This window comes from Knoellia terrae, from assembly GCF_048606435.1.
GTDB lineage: Bacteria > Actinomycetota > Actinomycetes > Actinomycetales > Dermatophilaceae > Knoellia > Knoellia terrae.
In genome coordinates this window covers 140,847-158,045 of the sequence record NZ_JBMBWH010000004.1, presented here as the reverse complement: position 1 = coordinate 158,045, position 17,199 = coordinate 140,847, and the positions used below count along the sequence as shown (strand labels likewise).

Here is a 17,199-nt window from a genome sequence, read left to right as displayed (position 1 = left end):
AGTCGCTCAAGTCCTCGGGAAGGCGGAAACGGATCGCCGACAGTCTCCCACGCCACGGCCACGCGTCCGAACCGGCACACGGGCTCGCACCATCGTCTCCCGGTGCGGGTCGGGACGTAGCGTGACAGCCATGGACAGCCCACCCGGAGACTTCCACGGACCCCTCGACCCGGCATACGCCCCTGATCCCGATGGCGAGCCCGATGTGGGCGAGGTGGTCTGGGCCGAGGTGGCCTACGAGGACGACCCGGCCCGGGGCAAGGACCGCCCCGTGCTCGTCGTCGGCGCAGACCGCGGGTGGCTGCTCGGGATGTACCTCACGAGCAAGGACCACGACCGCGACCACGCCCAGGAGCGGCGTGCGGGACGGCTGTGGGTGGACGTGGGTCCGGGCGGCTGGGACAGCAAGGGCCGGCCGTCGGAGGTCAGGGTCAACCGCATCGTGCGGGTCGACCCGGCCACCGTGCGGCGAGAGGGCGCCGTGCTCGACCGGGCGCGTTGGGACGAGGTCATGGCGGCATGGGCGCCGTTGTCCGAGCAGCGCCGGGGCTGAGCGGGTGCTGTTGGTGACAGCCGGCGAGACGTGGGTCCTCGTCCTCGCGGGGTCACACCTCATGCTCCGTGAGTGGCGGCGGGGACGGGTGGCGCCGAGCTGGTCCTTCCACGTCGGGCTCCTGCTCGCCGGATGGGGTGCCTTCAACCTCGTCGAGGGGTGGTGGACCACCTGCTCCTCGGCGTGCACCACGTGCGCGACGACCTCGGCGGGCCGCTGGCGTGGGACCTCGGGTTCCTCGCCCTGGGTGCGGTGCAGCTCGCCGGCGGGTGGCTCCTCCACGAGCGGGGACGCCGGGCGATGGGCCGCTCGGTCCGCTCATGACGAAGCGCGCCCCGGTCGAGGACCGGTGGCGCGCTTCGGAGGTGGTGCGTGTCGCGGACGACTCAGAGGGCGGATGCCTTCTTGGCCATCGCGGACTTCTTGTTCGCCGCGCTGTTCTGGTGCAGCACACCCTTGCTGACGGCCTTGTCGAGCTTGGTGGAGGCCACCTTGAGAGCGTCCTTCGCCTCGTCGACCTTGCCGGCCTCGGCGAGCTCACGGAACTTGCGCACGGCGGTGCGGACGTCGGACTTGACGGCCTTGTTGCGCTCGGTCGCGACCTTGTTGGTCTTGATGCGCTTGAGCTGGGACTTGATGTTTGCCACGAAGAGATACTTTCTGAGAGGTCGGTGGTTGCCGTAGAGGGCGGCAGTCGCAGCTCGGGACCGGGAGTGGGGACGCCCTTGCGTGAACCGCGACTGGGTGGAGCAACGTGCGCGCACGACCTGAGCGCGCACGCAAGGACCAAAGTTACCAGCGGGCCGGTCCGACACGCAAAACGCCCGTATGCCGGCCCGCGCAGGGCGTGGACCCGCGATCCCGCGCGGTTCAGCCGTCTCCGGCCGCCTTCTCGCGGGTGATGGTGAGGACAGCCCGCTCCACGGCGTAGACCGGGTCGCGTCCGCCACCCTTGACCTCGAAGTCGGCGGCGGCGACCGCACGCAGCGAGCGGGCGAGCGCCTCGGCCGTCCAGCCGTTGAGCGCGCGACGGGCCTTGTCGACCTGCCAGGGCGCCATGCCGAGATCCCGGGCGAGGTCCGCCGAACGGCCGCGTCCAGCCGAGCCCACCTTGATGAGCTGGCGGAGCTGCTGGGCGAGGACCGCGACGATCGGCACCGGGTCGACGCCGACGGCGATGGCGTGCCGCAACAGGCGCAGGGCCTCGCCCGCGTCTCCCGCGACGGCGGCATCGGCGACCCTGAACCCCGTGGCCTCGACCTTGCCCCCGTGGTAGGTCAGCACGACCTGCTCGTCGATCGTCCCCGTGGTGTCGGCGACGAGCTGGTGGCAGGCGGAGGCGAGCTCTCGCACGTCCTTGCCGATCGCGTCCACGAGTGCCTGGACGGCCTCGCCAGTGGCGCGCCGCTTGGCCCGGCGGAACTCGTTCATCGCGAAGTCGGCCTTGTCGCGGTCGGACTTGATCGCCGGGGCGTCGATGACCCGGGCCCGAGCCTTCTTGAGGGTGTCGAGGACCTTCTTGCCGCGGTTGCCGCCCTTGTGGACGACGACGAGGGTGACGTCGTCGGGAGGGGCGGCGAGGTAGTCGAGCAGGTCCTGCTGGAGCTCGTCGGTCGCCTCGTCGAGGTCGTGCACGACGACGGCCTTGTCGCCACCGAACAGCGAGGGGCTGGCGTGGACCGTGAGCTCCCCGGGCTGGTAGGCGGCAGCATAGAGGCGGATGACCTCGATATCGGGGGTGCGCTCGCGGACGGCCTCGAGCACCTCGGACAGGCCGCGCTCGGCAAGCACCTGCTCGGGGCCGCTGATGAGCACCAGCGGCGGAACCCGGCGCTGCACCTCGACGAGATCACTCACGGCGGCCACTCTGCCACGCGCCTCAGACGGGCCGCGGTCGGCGTCGGCGGACGGCTCCCGCCGTCCGAACTGCCTCGATGCGTCCTCGTGCGGGCGCTGCGAGGCACCGTCGGCGAAGCGAGCGGTCAGGCGAGGTCGAGCGTCGAGCCGCTGCCGGGCTTCAGGCCGAGGCCCTCGAGGCGTGCGCCGATGACGTCGGCGGACAGCTCGAGCGACTCGCTCAGCTCGTCAAGGTCGAGGCCGAGCTCGACGCCGTCGCGCAGCTCCTCGTCCTCCTCCGGCGTCCAGGCGTGGCCCTGGGTGACGGCGGTGCGGGCCGCCGGCGCCGGTCGTGGGGCCGTGGCGACCGGGCGCGTGTCGGTCGCGTCGACCGCACCGGTCGCCTCGGCGTCGCCCATCGCCGTGCCCCTGACCGCGCCCGTGAGCCCGCGCAGGGCCGGCTCCTCCACGTCCTCCGGCGGCGGCGCGGTCTCGTCGAGCCGCTTGAGGGCGTTGAGCACCAGGTCGCGGTCGGAGGTCGGCCAGAAGGGCGGGAGCGAGCGCTGGAGGAACCCGGCATACCGGGCACTCATCATGCGGGAGTCGAGGAAGGCGACCACTCCACGGTCGTCGCCACGGCGGATGAGGCGACCGGCGCCCTGGGCGAGCCTCAGCGCCGCATGGGTGGCGGAGACCGCCATGAAGCCGTTGCCGCCCATGCGGGCGATGGCCTGCGAGCGCGCCGAGGCGAGCGGGTCGTCGGGTCGGGGGAAAGGAATCCGGTCGATGATGACGAGCTGGCACGAGGAGCCGGGCACGTCGACCCCCTGCCACAGGCTGAGGGTGCCGAAGAGGCAGGTCCGCGAGTCACGGGCGAACTGGCGCACGAGCGTGGAGATCTGGTCCTCGCCCTGGCACAGCACCGCGACCTCGCCGTCCGTGGAGTGATCGTCTGAGAGGCGTTGACGAAGTTCGTCGGTGGCGGCGCGGGCGGCGCGCATCGACGAGAAGAGCCCGAGCGTGCGCCCCCCGGCCGCGCGGACCAGCGCCTCGATCTCGTCGAACATCTCCGGTGACGCCCCGTCACGCCCCGGCGGGGGCAGGTGCTTGGCGACGTAGGCGATGCCCTGCTGGGGGTAGTCGAAGGGGCTGCCGACGTCGAGGCCGGTCCACTGGGGGGAGCCCTCACCGCGCAGGCCGATCGTGCCGGCGACGGCGTCGAACGTGCCGCCGAGCTCGAGCGTGGCGGAGGTGAGGACGACGGTGCGGTCCTCGAACACCTTGTCGCGCACGAGCATCGCGACGCTCATGGGCGCCACCCGCAGGACGCTCCCCCGGCGTGGGTCCTTGCTCACCCAGACGACGTCGAGCTCGCGCTCCTCGAGCACCCTGGAGGCGTTCTCGTGCAGCTCCTCGATCGCGGCGCGGGCGACCTGCCGGGCCCCGTCGACCTCCTGGCCGGGTGGCGGCTTGAGCTCCGTGGTCACCTGCCGGGTGGTGTCGCGGATGCGGGCGAGCGCCAGGCCGAGGTTGTCGGGGATGCCGGTCAGTCGACCCTCGGGCAGCTCGTCCAGGACGGACTCGAGGAACGTCCCCGCGTCGTCGACCGTCTCGCTGGAGTCGGCCTGCCGACCTGCGCGCTTGGCGGCGGCGCGGCACATGCCGGGGGTGACCTCGTCGGTGATCGTCGCGGTGACCCGGTCGACGAGCTCGTGCGCCTCGTCGACGACGAGCACGTCGTGCTCGGGCAGCATCTGGCGACCCTCGAAGGCGTCGATCGCCATGAAGGAGTGGTTGGTGACGATGACGTCGACGGCCTTGGCAGCCTCGCGGGAGCGCTCGACGAAGCACTCGGCCACGAGGGGGCACTTGCTGCCCAGGCACTCGTGGGCGCTGACCGACACCTGCCGCCAGGCGCGCTCGGAGACACCCGGGACGAGCTCGTCACGGTCGCCCGACTCGGTCTCGCCGGCCCACTCGCGCAGGCGCACGACCTCCTTGCCGAGGCGGCCGGCCTGCTGGTCGACGTCGCCGACCCCGAACAGGCCCTCCTCGTCGTCGGGGAAGCCGCCCTCGAGCTTGTGGGCGCAGAGGTAGTTGCGGCGGCCCTTGACGAGGGCATAGGTGGGGCGGCGTCCGAGCAGCGGCGCAAGGGCGTCGGCCACCCGGGGCATGTCCCGGTCGACGATCTGCGCCTGCAGGGCCAACGTCGCCGTGGCGACGACGGCGGGCTTGCCGACCTCCATGGCGTGCTGGACGGCGGGCACGAGGTAGGCGAGCGACTTGCCGGTGCCCGTGCCGGCCTGGACGAGCAGGTGCTCACCGGTGTCGACGGCATGGGCGACGGCCTTGGCCATGCTCACCTGACCGGGGCGCTCGCTCCCCCTGACACCGCTGACCGCGGCCGCGAGGAGGTCGTCTAGGGTCGGCACCGAGACAGCCTATGCCGCTGTCCCGACAGCTCCGACGCCCCATCCACAAGCGGGTGAGTGAGCCAGGGGGCGCAACCGGAGGAAACCTGTGGGGAGCGGAGGGAAGGAAACCCTCCGGACCCACAACGTTCCCGCATGGGGAGCAAAAGCAGGGGCGTCAGACGGCGCCGGGTTTCTGCATGAGTCCCCCGTCGGCCATGAGCGTGGTCGCCGTCACGTAGGCCGCCGCGTCGCTGGCGACGAAGCACACGAGCTCGCCCATCTCCTCCGGCGAGCCGATCCGGCCGAGCGGGATGGCGGCCTCCAGCGCCCGGGTCTCGGCCGGCGTGTCCTCGGCGTTGATCGCGGTCCGGATGGCGCCGGGCCCCACGCCGACCACCCGGATGCCGTCGGGTCCGAGCTCGACACCGGCGGTCCGGGTGAGCATCCGCATGCCGCCCTTGGAGATGCAGTAGGCGAGGTCGCTCGGCATCGGCCAGTCCTCGTGCGTCGACGTGATGTTGACGATGACGCCGCCACCGCCCTGACGGCGCATCTGCTCCGCGGCGAGCTTGGAGCCGAAGACCGCGCCCTTGAGGTTGATGCCCATGAGGAGGTCGTACTTCTCCTCCGTGAGCGTCGCCAGCGTCTCCTCGAACTCGACCCCGGCGTTGTTGACCATGACGTCGAGCCGGCCGAAGGACTCGACGGCGGTGTCGACGAGCCGCTGGAGGTCGGCCACGTTCGACACGTCGGCCTCGCACCCGACGGCCTCGCCGCCCGCAGCCTCGATGTCGGCGATGATCGCCTCGGTGTCCTCGGGGCGCGAGACGTAGTCGATGACGACCCTGGCGCCCTGCGCCGCGGCCGCCCGCACGATCCCCTCGCCGATGCCGCTGTTGCCGCCGGTGACGAGGACGACCTTGCCCTCCAGCGGCCTCGCCGACGCGCCTGTCTGCGTGGACGTGCTCATGAGTCGATCTCCTTGCGTAGGTCCGAGGGACTGGTGCAGATGAGGTGCGCGACGAGCGCCGTCCAGCCGCACTGGTGCGAGGCGCCGAGACCGGTGCCGTCGTCACCGTTGAAGTGCTCGCTGAAGGTCGGGTGCACGTCCCACAGCGGGCCCGCCGGGTGCTCCCGCGGGGTGCCGGGTCGGCGTCCGCCCTGGGTCGGGAGAAAGAGAGAGATGAGCCGGTCGCGCACGCCGATCGCCGCCTCCTCCAACGGGATCCGACGACCTGAGCCGGTGGGGAACTCCACGGTGAGGTCACCGTCGGCCCCCTCGGCGATGACGAGCAGCGCGTCGAGGATGAGCACGTTGGTGGGGAACCAGACGGGTCCGCGCCAGTTGGAGTTGCCGCCGAACATCCCGCTCGAGGACTCTCCCGGGTCGTACTGGATGCGGACCGACGTGTCGCCGACGGCGATCTCGGCGCCACCGCGGTAGGACGCGGACAGCGAGCGGATGCCGTGCGGCGCGAGGAACTCGTCCTCGTCGAAGAGCCGGCGCAGGATCGCCTCCAGCCGCGGCCGGACGACGGGCGTGAGGCTGTTGTGGACGACCTCGCCGTCCTGGCTGTGCAGCAGCGAGTCGGTGAGGTCGGGCCGGCGGTCCTGCAGCCACCGCAGCCGCGACGTGAAGTCGGTCAGCTCCTCGAAGGCCCACGCGGGCACGTTGCCCACGGCGATGAGCGGCAGCAGGCCGACGAGCGAGCGCACCCGCACCGGTGCGCCGTGCCCCTGCTCGTCGACGAGGACGTCGTAGAAGAACTCGTCGGCGTCGTCCCACAGCGACACCCCTTCGGTGCCGAACGTCTCCATGGCCTCGGCGATCGAGAAGAAGTGCTCGAGGAAGGTCGTGGCCAGTCCGTCCCAGTCCCGGTCGACCCGGCTCAGCTCCAGCGCGATGCGCAGCATCTGCAGGCAGGTGAACGCCATCCAGCTCGTCGCGTCCGACTGCTCCAGGCGCCATCCCTCCGGGACCTCGCGCGACCGGTCGAAGACGCTGATGTTGTCCATCCCGAGGAAGCCGCCCTCGAAGAGGTTCGAGCCGTCGGAGTCCTTGCGGTTGAGCCACCACGAGAAGTTGAAGAGCAGCTTGGTGAAGACGCGGATGAGGAAGCCCCGGTCATGTGCACCGTCGAGGACGTAGACGTGCCACGCGGCCCAGGCGTGGACGGGCGGGTTCACGTCGCCGAACGACCACTCGTATGCCGGGAGCTGCCCGTTGGGGTGCTGGCTCCACTCCCGGCACATGAGGAGCAGCTGGTTCTTGGCGAACTCGGGATCCATGTGCGCGATGGCCACGGTGTGAAAGGCGAGGTCCCACGCGGCGAACCAGGGGTACTCCCACTCGTCGGGCATGGAGATGACGTCCGCCAGGGCAAGGTGGGACCAGGAGGTGTTGCGCCCCAAGGGTTCCCGCGCCCGTCGCGAGTCCGGAGGAGGTGGTCCCGCCGGGTCGCCCTCGAGCCACTCGCGGACGTCGTAGCGGTAGAGCTGCTTGCACCAGTTGAGCCCGGCGAACGCGCGCCGGGCGACGTGCCGCTCCTCATCGCCGACGTGCTCGGGGATGGCGGCGGCATAGAAGCGGTCCGCCTCGGCACGCCGCAGGGTGAGCACCTCGTCGAAGCCTGCCCCGAAGGGGTCGGCCAGCGGGTCGGCCATCGGGCCGTCCTGCTGCACCCCCTCGGCCCAGGCGTCGTCGTGCAGCCGCAGCCGGACCCGCACCGTCTCGCCGGGCGCGACCGCGTCGAAGTGGTGGCGCAGCCCCACCTTGGTGCCGCGGCCGTCGGACGTCAGGAGGCTGGGGTCCCCGTGCACGACGGCGCGGTCGACCGCGTCCTTGGGGTGGGCGCTGCGGCTCTCGCCGTTGCCGAACACCGCCTCCACGTGGGTCTCGTTGTCGCAGACGAGCACCTCGGGTGCACCCTCCGCCAGCAGGTGGACGACGCCGATGTGGCCGTGCGTGGCGCGCAGGGTGACGCAGCCGGCCGCGCCCTCGTCGAGGACCTCGATGACCGGCTTGCGGTCGTCACGGCCCCACGCCCACGTGTTGCGGAACCAGAGCTGTGGCACGAGGTCGAGCGGCGCCGCCTCGGGTCCGTGGTTCGTCGCCTCGATGACGACGCAGAGGTCGCCGGGTGCGGCCTTGGCGTGGGTCGTCACGACGTCGAAGAACCGGTCCTCGTCGAGCACCCCCGTGTCGGCGAGCTGGAACTCGGGCACATCGTGACCGCGCGCGGCACCCTCGGCGCGCAGCACGGCATACGGGAAGGCGGCCTGGGGGTAGCGGTAGAGGTACTGCGCCCAGCTGTGCGTCGGGGTGGCGTCGAGGTGCCACCAGTACTCCTTGGCGTCCTCGCCGTGGTTGCCCTCCTCGTTGGTGAGCCCGAAGAGGCGCTCCTTGAGGCGGTCGTCCTGCCCGTTCCACATCCCTACCGCGAGGTTGAGGAAGCCGTAGCGGTCGCAGACGCCGGCGATGCCGTCCTCCCCCCACCGGTAGGCACGGGCGTGCGCGTGGTCGAACGGGAAGAAGTCCCAGGCGTTGCCGTCGGCGGAGTAGTCCTCGCGGACGGTGCCCCACTGCCGGCCCGCGACGTAGGGACCCCAGGCGCGCCACGGGCCGCCGTCGCCGGGCGAGTCGCGCAGCCGCTGGTGCTCCTCGGTCAGGGGGCGCCCCTCGGGCTCGACCGACGTCATGACCCCACCTTCGCACGGCGCCGCCCCGTCGCAGTGCAAGGATGCGGGCGATGACCTCTCACCCGTTGGCCGACCGCGCACTGGGTTCCGTGACCACCGATGCCGACGAGCTGTATGCCGTCTTCTCCGGTTGGGCGCAGGAGTCCGGCATCGCGCTGTACCCCCACCAGGACGAGGCCGTGATCGAGGTCGTCACCGGACGCCACGTCGTGCTCGCCACCCCCACCGGCTCGGGCAAGTCGCTCGTCGGCGTCGCGGCGCACTTCGCGGCCCTCGCGGGTGACCGGGTGAGCTTCTACACCGCGCCGATCAAGGCGCTCGTCAACGAGAAGTTCTTCTCCCTGTGCGAGGTCTTCGGCGCCGAGAACGTCGGCCTCTTGACGGGCGACGCCGCGGTCAACGCGGACGCTCCGATCATCTGCTGCACGGCTGAGGTCCTCGCCAACATCGCTCTGCGAGAGGGCTCCTCGGCCGATGTGGGAATGGTCGTCATGGACGAGTTCCACTACTACGCCGACGGCCAGCGCGGCTGGGCGTGGCAGGTACCGCTGCTCGAGCTGCCACAGGCGCAGTTCCTGCTCATGTCGGCGACGCTCGGCGACATGTCGCGGATCACCGAGGACCTGCAACGGCGGACCGGTCGTGACGTGGCGACGGTGACCACGGCCGAGCGTCCGGTGCCGCTCTCGTTCGCGTGGTCGCTGACCCCGCTTGCCGAGACGGTCGAGGAGATCGTCACCACGCATCAGGCACCGGTCTATGTCGTCCACCCCACGCAGCAGCTGGCTGCCGAGCACGCCGCGTCGCTGACCAATCTCCGGGTGCTCACGTCGGACGAGAAGGCCCAGATCGCCGAGCGGCTCGCGACCGTGCGGTTCGCAGCGGGCTTCGGCCGCACCCTCTCGGGCCTGCTGCGGCGCGGGATCGGGGTACACCACGCGGGGCTGCTGCCCCGCTACCGGCGCATCGTCGAGCAGCTCGCCCAGGCAGGGCTGCTCAAGGTCATCGCGGGCACCGACACCCTCGGAGTGGGCATCAACGTGCCGATCCGCACCGTCCTGTTCACCGGGCTCGCCAAGTTCGACGGGCAGCGCGACCGGATCTTCCGCTCGCGCGAGTTCCACCAGATCGCCGGGCGCGCCGGCCGGGCCGGGTTCGACACGAGCGGCTCGGTCGTGGTCCAGGCCCCTCCCCACGTCATCGAGAACGAGCGCAACATCGCCAAGGCCGGGGACGACCCCAAGAAGCTGCGCAAGGTCCAGCGGCGCAAGGCTCCCGAGGGGTCGATCGTGTGGACCGAGCAGACCTTCGACAAGCTCGTCGCCAGCGAGCCCGAGGCGCTCACGTCGCGCATGCGCATGGACAACTCCATGCTGCTCGCCCTCATGGCCCGGCCGGGCGATCCCGTGGCGGCGGTCAGCCGCCTCACCCGTGACAACCACGAGAGCCTCGCCGGCCAGGCGCGGCTGGCGCGACGGGCGATCCGCCTCGGCCGCTCCCTGCTCGACTCGGGTGTCATCGTCCGGCTGCCCGAGCCCGGCCCGGACGGGCGCACGGTGGACCTCACCGTCGACCTGCCCGCCGACTTCGCGCTCAACCAGCCCTTGGCGCACTTCGCGCTCGCGGCGTTCGACCTGCTCGACCCCGAGTCGCCCAGCCGAGCGCTCGACACCGTCTCCATCGTCGAGGCCGTGCTCGACTCCCCCCGTCCCGTGCTGCGCGCCCAGCAGTGGGCCGCCCGCGGCGAGCGCATCGCCGAGCTCAAGGCCGAGGGCGTCGAGTACGACGAGCGCACGGCGATCGTCGAGGAGATCACCTGGCCGCGCCCGCTCCTGGAGCTCCTGGAACCGGCCTACGAGACGTACCGGCAGACCCACCCGTGGCTGCCCGAGGACGCGCTCGACCCCAAGAGCATCGTCCGCGAGATGTGGGAGCAGGCGATGAGCTTCGGCGACCTCATCCGCCGCTACGGGCTCACCCGATCCGAGGGCGTGGTGCTGCGCTACCTCTCCGACGCCTACCGGACGCTGCGGCAGACCGTGCCCGACTCGCACCGCGGCGAGGAGCTCGACACCCTCATCGAGTGGCTCGGCGAGACGATCCGCCAGACCGACTCGTCCCTCATCGACGAGTGGGCGGCCCTCACGGACCCGGAGTCGGTGCGCAACGCTGTCGCCGCGCACGGCGAGGCGCCACCGCCGCCGCGGCCGGTCACCGCCAACGAGAGGGCGTTCCGCGCGATGGTGCGCCAGGCGATGTGGCGCCGCGTCGAGCTGGCGGAGCAGGACGACGTGAACGGTCTGGCGCTGCTGGAGGTCGCGGCTGCAGCGGTCCCGGAGGACGGTCGGACCGCCGTCATGAGCTACGGGGCGTGGGACGAGGCACTCGGGGCGTACTGGGACGAGCACGGCTCCATCGGCAAGGACGCGGACGCCCGTGGGCCCCAGCTCCTCCAGGTCGAACCCGACCGGGACCAGGTGCCCGGCCTCGACGACGACACCGAGCACCGGATCTGGCGGGTGCGTCAGGTGCTGGCCGACCCGGCGGACGACCGCGACTGGGTCCTCGAGGCCGTGGTCGACCTGGACGCCAGCGACCGCATGGGAGAGCTCGTCATCGGGGCCACGGCCCTCCGCCGCCTCTGACTGGCGCAGTCCTTGACCAATAGGTCACGAAGTGTCGCCTGCCGCCGCGCAGTTCTTGACCAATAGGTCACGAAGTGTCGCCTGCCGCCGCGCAGTTCGTGACCTATTGGTCAAAAAGTGTGGCGAGTAGGGCGGGTCAGCCGCGGGGGTCGGGGGTGAGGGTGCGGGTGTCGAGGCGGCGGGTCATCGTGATGTCGTCGCGCTCATCACCGTCGGTGACGCGGATGGCGCCGAGGACGCGGCCGGACTCGTGGTAGCCGCAGGTCTCGTAGAAGCGGGAGATGCCGGTGCCGCTGCGGACCGAGAGGGTGAGGATCTGCACGCCGGACTCTCGGGCGACGCGGTGGGTGGCGGCCATGAGGAGGCGACCGAGGTTCTGGCCGCGGCGGTCCGGGTCGGTCATGACGCGGTAGACGCTGCGGGTGTGGTCAAGCAGCGGGTTGCTGCCCTGCACGAGGAACGACACCCCGACGACGCGGGAGTCGGCCGCCGAGCGCAGGAGCACCGCCACGGCGTGACCGGACGCCATCGAGGCCTCGTGCGCGCGCAGCGCCTCGTCCACCCGGGAGCGCGCCGCCCCGGGCAGGAAACCCACCGCGCCGCCGGCGTCATTGGTGCGGACCCAGAGGTCGAGGACCTGGTCGCGGGTCGCCGTGTCGAACGCGGCCATCGACTCGGCCCGGGGCGCGGCGAAGACGGTGGACGGAGCCTCGTCCGGGAGGTCGTCACGCAGCACCCGCGTGCCCACGCGGTCGAACCCGCTCGCCAGCGCGGTCCTCACCGACGGGGTGTTGACCTCCTTGACGAGCGCCCAGACGGGAAGCGAGGGCAGGTGCTCCACCGCGACCGCCGAGCTGACCCGCGACATCTCCCTGCCGAGGCCGCGGCCTAGGTGGTCGAACCCCAGCCGGTAGTAGAGGTTGAGGAAGTGCGCGTCGCCGTGCAGCTCCTTGAGCCCGCACACGCCGACCACCTCCCCGGAGGTTCTGTCCTGCGCCACCCAGACCCCGAAACCGCGGTCGTCCCAGTGCTGCCGGGAGGCCTCGAAGACCTCCTCGGCGGCCGCGTCGCTCGTCGCCATCGCGTGCGGGGCGTGGGCGTAGGTGCGGGCGTCCCGGTGCAGCGCGACCCACGCATCCCGGTCACCCCCGGAGGGTGGCCGCAGGGTCAGGCGCGGTGTCTCGACGACGGGAGCAAACGGCATACGGCAATCTTATTGCAAGGAATTTGCAACAAGCCCACGCGTCAGGCGCGGAAGTCCGACAGCTCGGCCGCGAGGTCGGCGTTGACGCGGGCGGTCACGCGGGTGCCCTCCCCGACGTGCTCGCTGGCGAGGATCTCGCCCTCCTCGTGCAGGCGGCTGACGAGGTCACCCCGGTCGTACGGGACGAGGACGTCGACGTCGATGTCCGGCTGCGGCAGCTCGTCGCCGATGAGCTCGCGCAGCGCGTCGAAGCCCTGACCGGTGCGGGCCGAGACGGCGATGGCGTGCTTCTCGTTGCGCAGGATCCGGTCGACGACCTCGGGGTCGGCGATGTCGGCCTTGTTGACGACGATGACCTCCTTGACGTCGGTCGCCTCGACGTCGGCGAGCACCGCGCGCACGGCCGAGATCTGGCCCTCGGGGTCGGGGTGCGAGCCGTCGACGACGTGCAGCAGCAGGTCGGACTCGGCGACCTCCTCGAGCGTGGACCGGAACGCCTCGACGAGCTGGTGCGGCAGCTGACGGACGAACCCGACCGTGTCGGTGAAGGTGAACTCGCGACCGTCCGGCGTCTCGCCGCGCCGCACGGTCGGGTCGAGCGTGGCGAACAGCTGGTTCTGGACGAGGACGCCGGCACCGGTGAGCCGGTTGAGGATCGAGGACTTGCCGGCGTTGGTGTAGCCGGCGATCGCGACGCTGGGGATGCCGTTGGCGTGCCGGCTCCCCCGCTTGGTGTCGCGGTGCGTCTTCATGCCCGCGATGTCGCGCTTGAGCTTGGCGACGCGGGTGTTGATCCGTCGCCGGTCGAGCTCGATCTTGGTCTCACCCGGTCCGCGCGAGCCCATGCCCTGACCCCCGGCGGCCTGTCCGCCGGCCTGGCGCGACATGGACTCGCCCCAGCCGCGCAGTCGCGGCAGGAGGTACTGGAGCTGGGCGAGCTCGACCTGGGCCTTGCCCTCACGGCTCTTGGCGTGCTGGGCGAAGATGTCGAGGATCAGCGCGGTCCGGTCGATGACCTTGACCTTGACGACGTCCTCGAGCGCGCGGCGCTGGCTGGGGGCGAGCTCGGTGTCGCAGATGACGGTGTCCGCGCCCTCTGCGACGACGACGTCGCGCAGCTCCTCGGCCTTGCCCTTGCCGAGGTAGGTCGCGGTGTCCGGCTTCTGGCGGCGCTGCATGACGCCCTCGAGGACCTCGGCGCCCGCCGTCTCGGCGAGCGCGGCGAGCTCGCGCATCGAGTTCTCGGCGTCGGTGAGGGTGCCCTCGGACCAGACGCTGGCGAGGACGACGCGCTCGAGCCGCAGCTGGCGGTACTCGACCTCGGTGACGTCCTCGAGCTCGGTGGAGAGGCCGGCGACGCGGCGCAGGGCCGCGCGTTCCTCGCGCTCGAGCTGGTCCCCGTCATAGAGGGCGGGACGGTCGGAGTCGTCGCCGTCGCCGTCCACGAGGAACCCGTCGGCGTCGAAGTCGGGGTCGGAGAGGGCGTCGGCCTGGCCGGAGAGGATGTGGTGTCGCTCAGTCATGTTCCAACTAGGGTCTCATCTATGACCGACTCGGTGCGAACGGATTCGGGGGACCACTACTTCACCGCGAGTCCGGCGAGCCGGGACGAGCGCCGCCCGCTCGACGTCACCCTGGCGGGGCGGGCCGTCACGGTCGAGGTGGCCCCCGGCATCTTCAGTCCCGGTGGGGTGGACAAGGGCACCGCCGTCCTCTTCGACGAGGTCCCCGACCCACCGCAGTCCGGCCGGTTCCTCGACCTCGGCTGCGGCTGGGGTCCCATCGCCCTGACGATGGGGCTGCTCTCGGAGCACGCCGACGTGCTGGGTGTCGACGTCAACGAGCGCAGCGTCGACCTTCTCGCCCGCAACGCGCAGGCCCTGGGCCTCGACCACGTGCGCGCGGCGACGCCCGACACGGTCCCGGACGACGCGGCATACGACCTCATCTGGTCGAACCCGCCGATCCGCATCGGCAAGTCAGCGCTCCACGACCTCCTGCGCAGGTGGCTCCCCCGTCTCGCCGGGGGCGGCCGTGCCTACCTCGTCGTGCAGCGCAACCTGGGCTCCGACAGCCTGCAGCGCTGGATCGAGGCGGACCTGGGTATGCCGTGTGCGCGCCATGCGTCCGCCAAGGGCTTCCGCGTCCTGCGGGTCGACGCGGAGCCGCTGTAGCCACGGGCCACCACCCCGACTTCTTGCCAGTTCGGGTCGGGCGAGCGCCAGCGAGCCTGACCCGAACTGGCAAGAAGTCGGCCTCGTTGCCGGGCGGACGTGCGGGACGCGGGTGGGCCGGACCTCAGAGGGCGGAGAGGTCGATCGTGCCGTCGGCGACGAGGGCTGCGGGGCCGGCGAGCTCCACCTCGTGGTCGGGCAGGGCGCGCACGCGCAGGCGCCCCCCGGGCACGTCGACGGTCCAGTCGTCCGTCGGCTCGGCGTCCCCGGCCCAGAAGCTCGTCGCGAGGGCGGCGGCGCAGACGCCGGTGCCGCACGAGCGGGTCTCGCCGACGCCACGCTCGTGCACGCGCATGGCGATGTGCCGTTCGCCGACCACGCGGACGAGCTCGACGTTGGTGCCGTTCGGCGGGGTCGGGCGGACCTCTGGCGCGTGCAGGAGGTCGAGCGAGTCGAGCTCCACGCCCTCGGGCAGGGCGACGACGGTGTGGGGGTTGCCCATGTCGACGGACAGGGCCGACCACGGCTCGGCCCAGCCCTGCAGGTGCACGAGGGAGTCGAAGCCGTCCGCCTCGGCACGGGCCGGGTCGTCGAGGCGCCACGGGCCCATGTTGGTCGCGATCACCTCGCCCTCGATGCGGATCCCCTTGATGCCGGCGCGTGTGGCGATCTCGAACTCGTCCGTCGCCTCGAGACCCTCCCGACGGAGGTAGGCCGCGAAGACCCGGGTGCCGTTGCCGCACATCTCGGCGACCGAGCCGTCCGCGTTGCGGTAGTCCATGAACCACGGTGCCCGGCCGGCCATCGCGCGGACGGCGTCGTCGGCCGCGGCTGCGGTGGGCACGACGCGGATGACGCCGTCGCCGCCGACCCCCGCGTGCCGGTCCGCGAGGCGACGAGCGAGGTCCGCGTCGAGGTCGAGGCGTGCGTCGACGTCGGGCAGGAGGACGAAGTCGTTCTCGGTGCCGTGCCCCTTGGTGAAGCGCCAGGTCGTCATGTCAGCCATTCTCGGCGACGGCCCGCCGGAGCTCGTGCACCGCGTCGTCGAGGGCGCCGTCGACCGTCGGGTCGACCCAGGAGATCCGGGGGTCGGGCCGGAACCACGACTCCTGTCGCCGGGCATAGCGACGGGTGGCCTGCGCCGTGTCGGCGACCGCCCGCTCCCTGGTCATGGTGCCGTCGACCTGGGCCAGCGCCTGCGCGTAGCCGAGGGCGCGCGAGGCCGTGCGCCCTCGCCGGATGCCGTGAGGCACGAGCGAGCGCACCTCGTCGACGAGGCCGTCGCGCCACATCTGCTCCACCCGGCTGTCGATGCGCACGTCGAGCAGGTCGCGAGGTGGCCGCAGGCCGACCATCACGGTCGGTAGGAGGTTCCGGCGCTCCGGCATGGACGCGCTGAACGGTCGGCCGGTGATCTCGACGACCTCGAGCGCACGGATGACGCGTCGCACGTTGTGGCGCCCGATCGACTGCGCTGCAACGGGATCGCGCTCGGACAGGGCGGCGAACAACGGCTCGGGACCGCGCTCCTCCGCCTCGGCCTCGAGCCGTCCGCGGACCTCGGGGTCGGTCGGCGGAATCTCGAGGTGGTCGAGGGCGGCCCGGACGTAGAGCCCGGACCCACCGGCCACGACCGGGTGCAGCCCGCGGCTGCGGATGTCGTCGATCGAGCGACGGGCGTCGACCTGGTACGCGGCGATCGTCGCCTCGTCGGTGACGTCGAGGACGTCGATCTGGTGGTGCGGGATGCCCCGGCGCTCGGCGAAGGGCAGCTTCGCGGTGCCGATGTCCATGCCGCGGTAGAGCTGCATCGCGTCGGCGCTGACGACCTCTCCCCCGACGGTCTCGGCGACGCGCAGCGCGAGCTCCGACTTGCCGCTGGCCGTCGGACCGACCACCGCGATGACGAGCGGGCCCTCAGCGGGCAAGTTCGTCCTCGGAGTGGGCGTGCCCGCCCTCGGCGATCACGTCGTCCTCGTCGTACTCGTCCTCGTCGTCGTGGCCGAAGGGGTCCCGGTCGACCCCGGGCATCCAGGTCAGACCGGGCTTGCCCCAGGAGTTCGCCTTGACGGCCTTCTTGGCCTTGCGCGCCCACTTGCCCTGCAGACGGTCGACGTAGAGGAAGCCGTTGAGGTGGTCGTACTCGTGCTGGAACATGCGCGCGAACCAGCCCGTCGCGGCATACGCGATCTCGTTGCCGTCGAGGTCGATACCGGTGAGCGTGGCCGTCTCGCCGCGGCGCAGCGGGAATGACTCGCCGGGGACCGACAGGCAGCCCTCGGACTCGTCCTGCGGGCTGGCGTCGCCGACGACGGGCTTGCTGGCCGACACGAAGGGGTTGATGACGACGCCGCGCGGCGGGATCCCGTCGTGGTTGTCCATCTGCCAGGTGAAGATGCGCAGCCCCACCCCGACCTGCGGCGCGGCCAGCCCGACACCACGGGCGGCGTCCATCGTCTCGAACATGTCGGCGACGAGCTCGCGGATGCCGTCGTCGATGACCTCGACCGGCTCGGCACGGCGGTGCAGCACCGGTTCGCCGGTGATGGTGATGGGGCGGATCGTCATGGGTCCAGTGTCGCAAACCGGCGGGCCCCGCCACGACTCCCCTCTTGCGCCGATCGGTGGCGGGGTCCATGGTGGGGAGACCGCTCCCCCGGGTGCGGCCCCTGTT

Annotated in this window: 14 protein-coding genes; 4 read left to right on the top strand and 10 right to left on the bottom strand. The window is 71.7% G+C overall.

Going from position 1 to position 17,199, the window contains the following annotated elements; translation table 11 throughout:
* Window positions 1–130 precede the first annotated feature (130 nt).
* The gene (locus tag ACOJV9_RS07710; RefSeq protein ID WP_420184610.1) at window positions 131–553 is read left to right on the top strand and encodes a type II toxin-antitoxin system PemK/MazF family toxin; all 423 of its coding nucleotides are present in this window, start codon (window positions 131–133) and stop codon (window positions 551–553) included.
* A gap of 132 nt (window positions 554–685) precedes the next feature.
* Window positions 686–877 carry a DUF2243 domain-containing protein gene (locus ACOJV9_RS07705; RefSeq protein WP_420184738.1) on the top strand — a complete coding sequence of 64 codons (192 nt, stop codon included), beginning with the start codon at window positions 686–688 and terminating at the stop codon, window positions 875–877.
* Window positions 878–939: 62 nt separating this feature from the next.
* Here the strand turns inward: ACOJV9_RS07705 and rpsT are convergent, their stop codons facing one another.
* The 5 genes from rpsT to ACOJV9_RS07680 all read right to left on the bottom strand — a co-directional run bounded on the left by rpsT (window position 940) and on the right by ACOJV9_RS07680 (window position 8,502).
* Window positions 940–1,200, bottom strand: a complete 261-nt coding sequence (gene rpsT / locus ACOJV9_RS07700; protein WP_420184609.1) for a 30S ribosomal protein S20 — start codon at window positions 1,198–1,200, stop codon at window positions 940–942.
* A 223-nt stretch (window positions 1,201–1,423) separates the two neighbouring features.
* Window positions 1,424–2,419 carry a DNA polymerase III subunit delta gene (holA, locus tag ACOJV9_RS07695; RefSeq protein WP_420184608.1) on the bottom strand — a complete coding sequence of 332 codons (996 nt, stop codon included), beginning with the start codon at window positions 2,417–2,419 and terminating at the stop codon, window positions 1,424–1,426.
* Between the two features lie 116 nt (window positions 2,420–2,535).
* Window positions 2,536–4,821, bottom strand: coding sequence for an ATP-dependent DNA helicase (locus ACOJV9_RS07690; protein ID WP_420184607.1), 2,286 nt, complete (start codon window positions 4,819–4,821; stop codon window positions 2,536–2,538).
* A gap of 157 nt (window positions 4,822–4,978) precedes the next feature.
* Window positions 4,979–5,773, bottom strand: a complete 795-nt coding sequence (locus tag ACOJV9_RS07685; RefSeq protein WP_420184606.1) for a glucose 1-dehydrogenase — start codon at window positions 5,771–5,773, stop codon at window positions 4,979–4,981.
* Window positions 5,770–8,502, bottom strand: a complete 2,733-nt coding sequence (locus tag ACOJV9_RS07680) for an MGH1-like glycoside hydrolase domain-containing protein (RefSeq protein ID WP_420184605.1) — start codon at window positions 8,500–8,502, stop codon at window positions 5,770–5,772. The genes ACOJV9_RS07685 and ACOJV9_RS07680 overlap by 4 nt, the downstream gene beginning before the upstream one ends.
* Window positions 8,503–8,552: 50 nt before the next feature.
* Here ACOJV9_RS07680 and ACOJV9_RS07675 point away from each other — a divergent pair, with 50 nt between their 5' ends.
* Entirely contained in the window at window positions 8,553–11,147 is a 2,595-nt protein-coding gene (locus ACOJV9_RS07675; protein WP_420184604.1) for a DEAD/DEAH box helicase, read from the top strand.
* Window positions 11,148–11,283: 136 nt separating this feature from the next.
* Here the strand turns inward: ACOJV9_RS07675 and ACOJV9_RS07670 are convergent, their stop codons facing one another.
* Together ACOJV9_RS07670 and hflX are read right to left on the bottom strand one after the other, a co-directional pair.
* On the bottom strand, window positions 11,284–12,351 hold the full coding sequence (locus tag ACOJV9_RS07670; RefSeq protein WP_420184603.1) for a GNAT family N-acetyltransferase: 1,068 nt from the start codon (window positions 12,349–12,351) through the stop codon (window positions 11,284–11,286).
* Between the two features lie 41 nt (window positions 12,352–12,392).
* On the bottom strand, window positions 12,393–13,874 hold the full coding sequence (gene hflX, locus ACOJV9_RS07665) for a GTPase HflX (RefSeq protein ID WP_420184602.1): 1,482 nt from the start codon (window positions 13,872–13,874) through the stop codon (window positions 12,393–12,395).
* A gap of 21 nt (window positions 13,875–13,895) precedes the next feature.
* Here hflX and ACOJV9_RS07660 point away from each other — a divergent pair, with 21 nt between their 5' ends.
* Window positions 13,896–14,525, top strand: coding sequence for a class I SAM-dependent methyltransferase (locus ACOJV9_RS07660; protein ID WP_420184601.1), 630 nt, complete (start codon window positions 13,896–13,898; stop codon window positions 14,523–14,525).
* A 124-nt stretch (window positions 14,526–14,649) separates the two neighbouring features.
* On the opposite strand, the gene dapF is transcribed toward ACOJV9_RS07660, so the two are convergent.
* From dapF to def, 3 genes are read right to left on the bottom strand one after another with little or no spacing between them, the layout of a single operon-like run.
* Window positions 14,650–15,531, bottom strand: a complete 882-nt coding sequence (dapF, locus tag ACOJV9_RS07655; protein WP_420184600.1) for a diaminopimelate epimerase — start codon at window positions 15,529–15,531, stop codon at window positions 14,650–14,652.
* Complete coding sequence (miaA, locus tag ACOJV9_RS07650; protein ID WP_420184599.1) at window positions 15,524–16,453, bottom strand: tRNA (adenosine(37)-N6)-dimethylallyltransferase MiaA; 930 nt, start codon at window positions 16,451–16,453, stop codon at window positions 15,524–15,526. Before miaA ends, dapF begins: the two co-directional genes overlap by 8 nt.
* Complete coding sequence (def, locus tag ACOJV9_RS07645) at window positions 16,443–17,093, bottom strand: peptide deformylase (RefSeq protein ID WP_420184598.1); 651 nt, start codon at window positions 17,091–17,093, stop codon at window positions 16,443–16,445. The genes miaA and def overlap by 11 nt, the downstream gene beginning before the upstream one ends.
* Window positions 17,094–17,199: the final 106 nt, after the last annotated feature.

Coding starts and splice junctions, on each gene's coding strand:
- ACOJV9_RS07685 (WP_420184606.1), bottom strand. CDS start 5,773: ATGAGCACGTCCACGCAGACAGGCGCGTCGGCGAGGCCGCTGGAGGGC.
- ACOJV9_RS07705 (WP_420184738.1), top strand. CDS start 686: ATGGGGTGCCTTCAACCTCGTCGAGGGGTGGTGGACCACCTGCTCCTC.
- hflX (WP_420184602.1), bottom strand. CDS start 13,874: ATGACTGAGCGACACCACATCCTCTCCGGCCAGGCCGACGCCCTCTCC.
- ACOJV9_RS07660 (WP_420184601.1), top strand. CDS start 13,896: ATGACCGACTCGGTGCGAACGGATTCGGGGGACCACTACTTCACCGCG.
- ACOJV9_RS07680 (WP_420184605.1), bottom strand. CDS start 8,502: ATGACGTCGGTCGAGCCCGAGGGGCGCCCCCTGACCGAGGAGCACCAG.
- def (WP_420184598.1), bottom strand. CDS start 17,093: ATGACGATCCGCCCCATCACCATCACCGGCGAACCGGTGCTGCACCGC.
- ACOJV9_RS07710 (WP_420184610.1), top strand. CDS start 131: ATGGACAGCCCACCCGGAGACTTCCACGGACCCCTCGACCCGGCATAC.
- dapF (WP_420184600.1), bottom strand. CDS start 15,531: ATGGCTGACATGACGACCTGGCGCTTCACCAAGGGGCACGGCACCGAG.
- ACOJV9_RS07670 (WP_420184603.1), bottom strand. CDS start 12,351: ATGCCGTTTGCTCCCGTCGTCGAGACACCGCGCCTGACCCTGCGGCCA.
- ACOJV9_RS07675 (WP_420184604.1), top strand. CDS start 8,553: ATGACCTCTCACCCGTTGGCCGACCGCGCACTGGGTTCCGTGACCACC.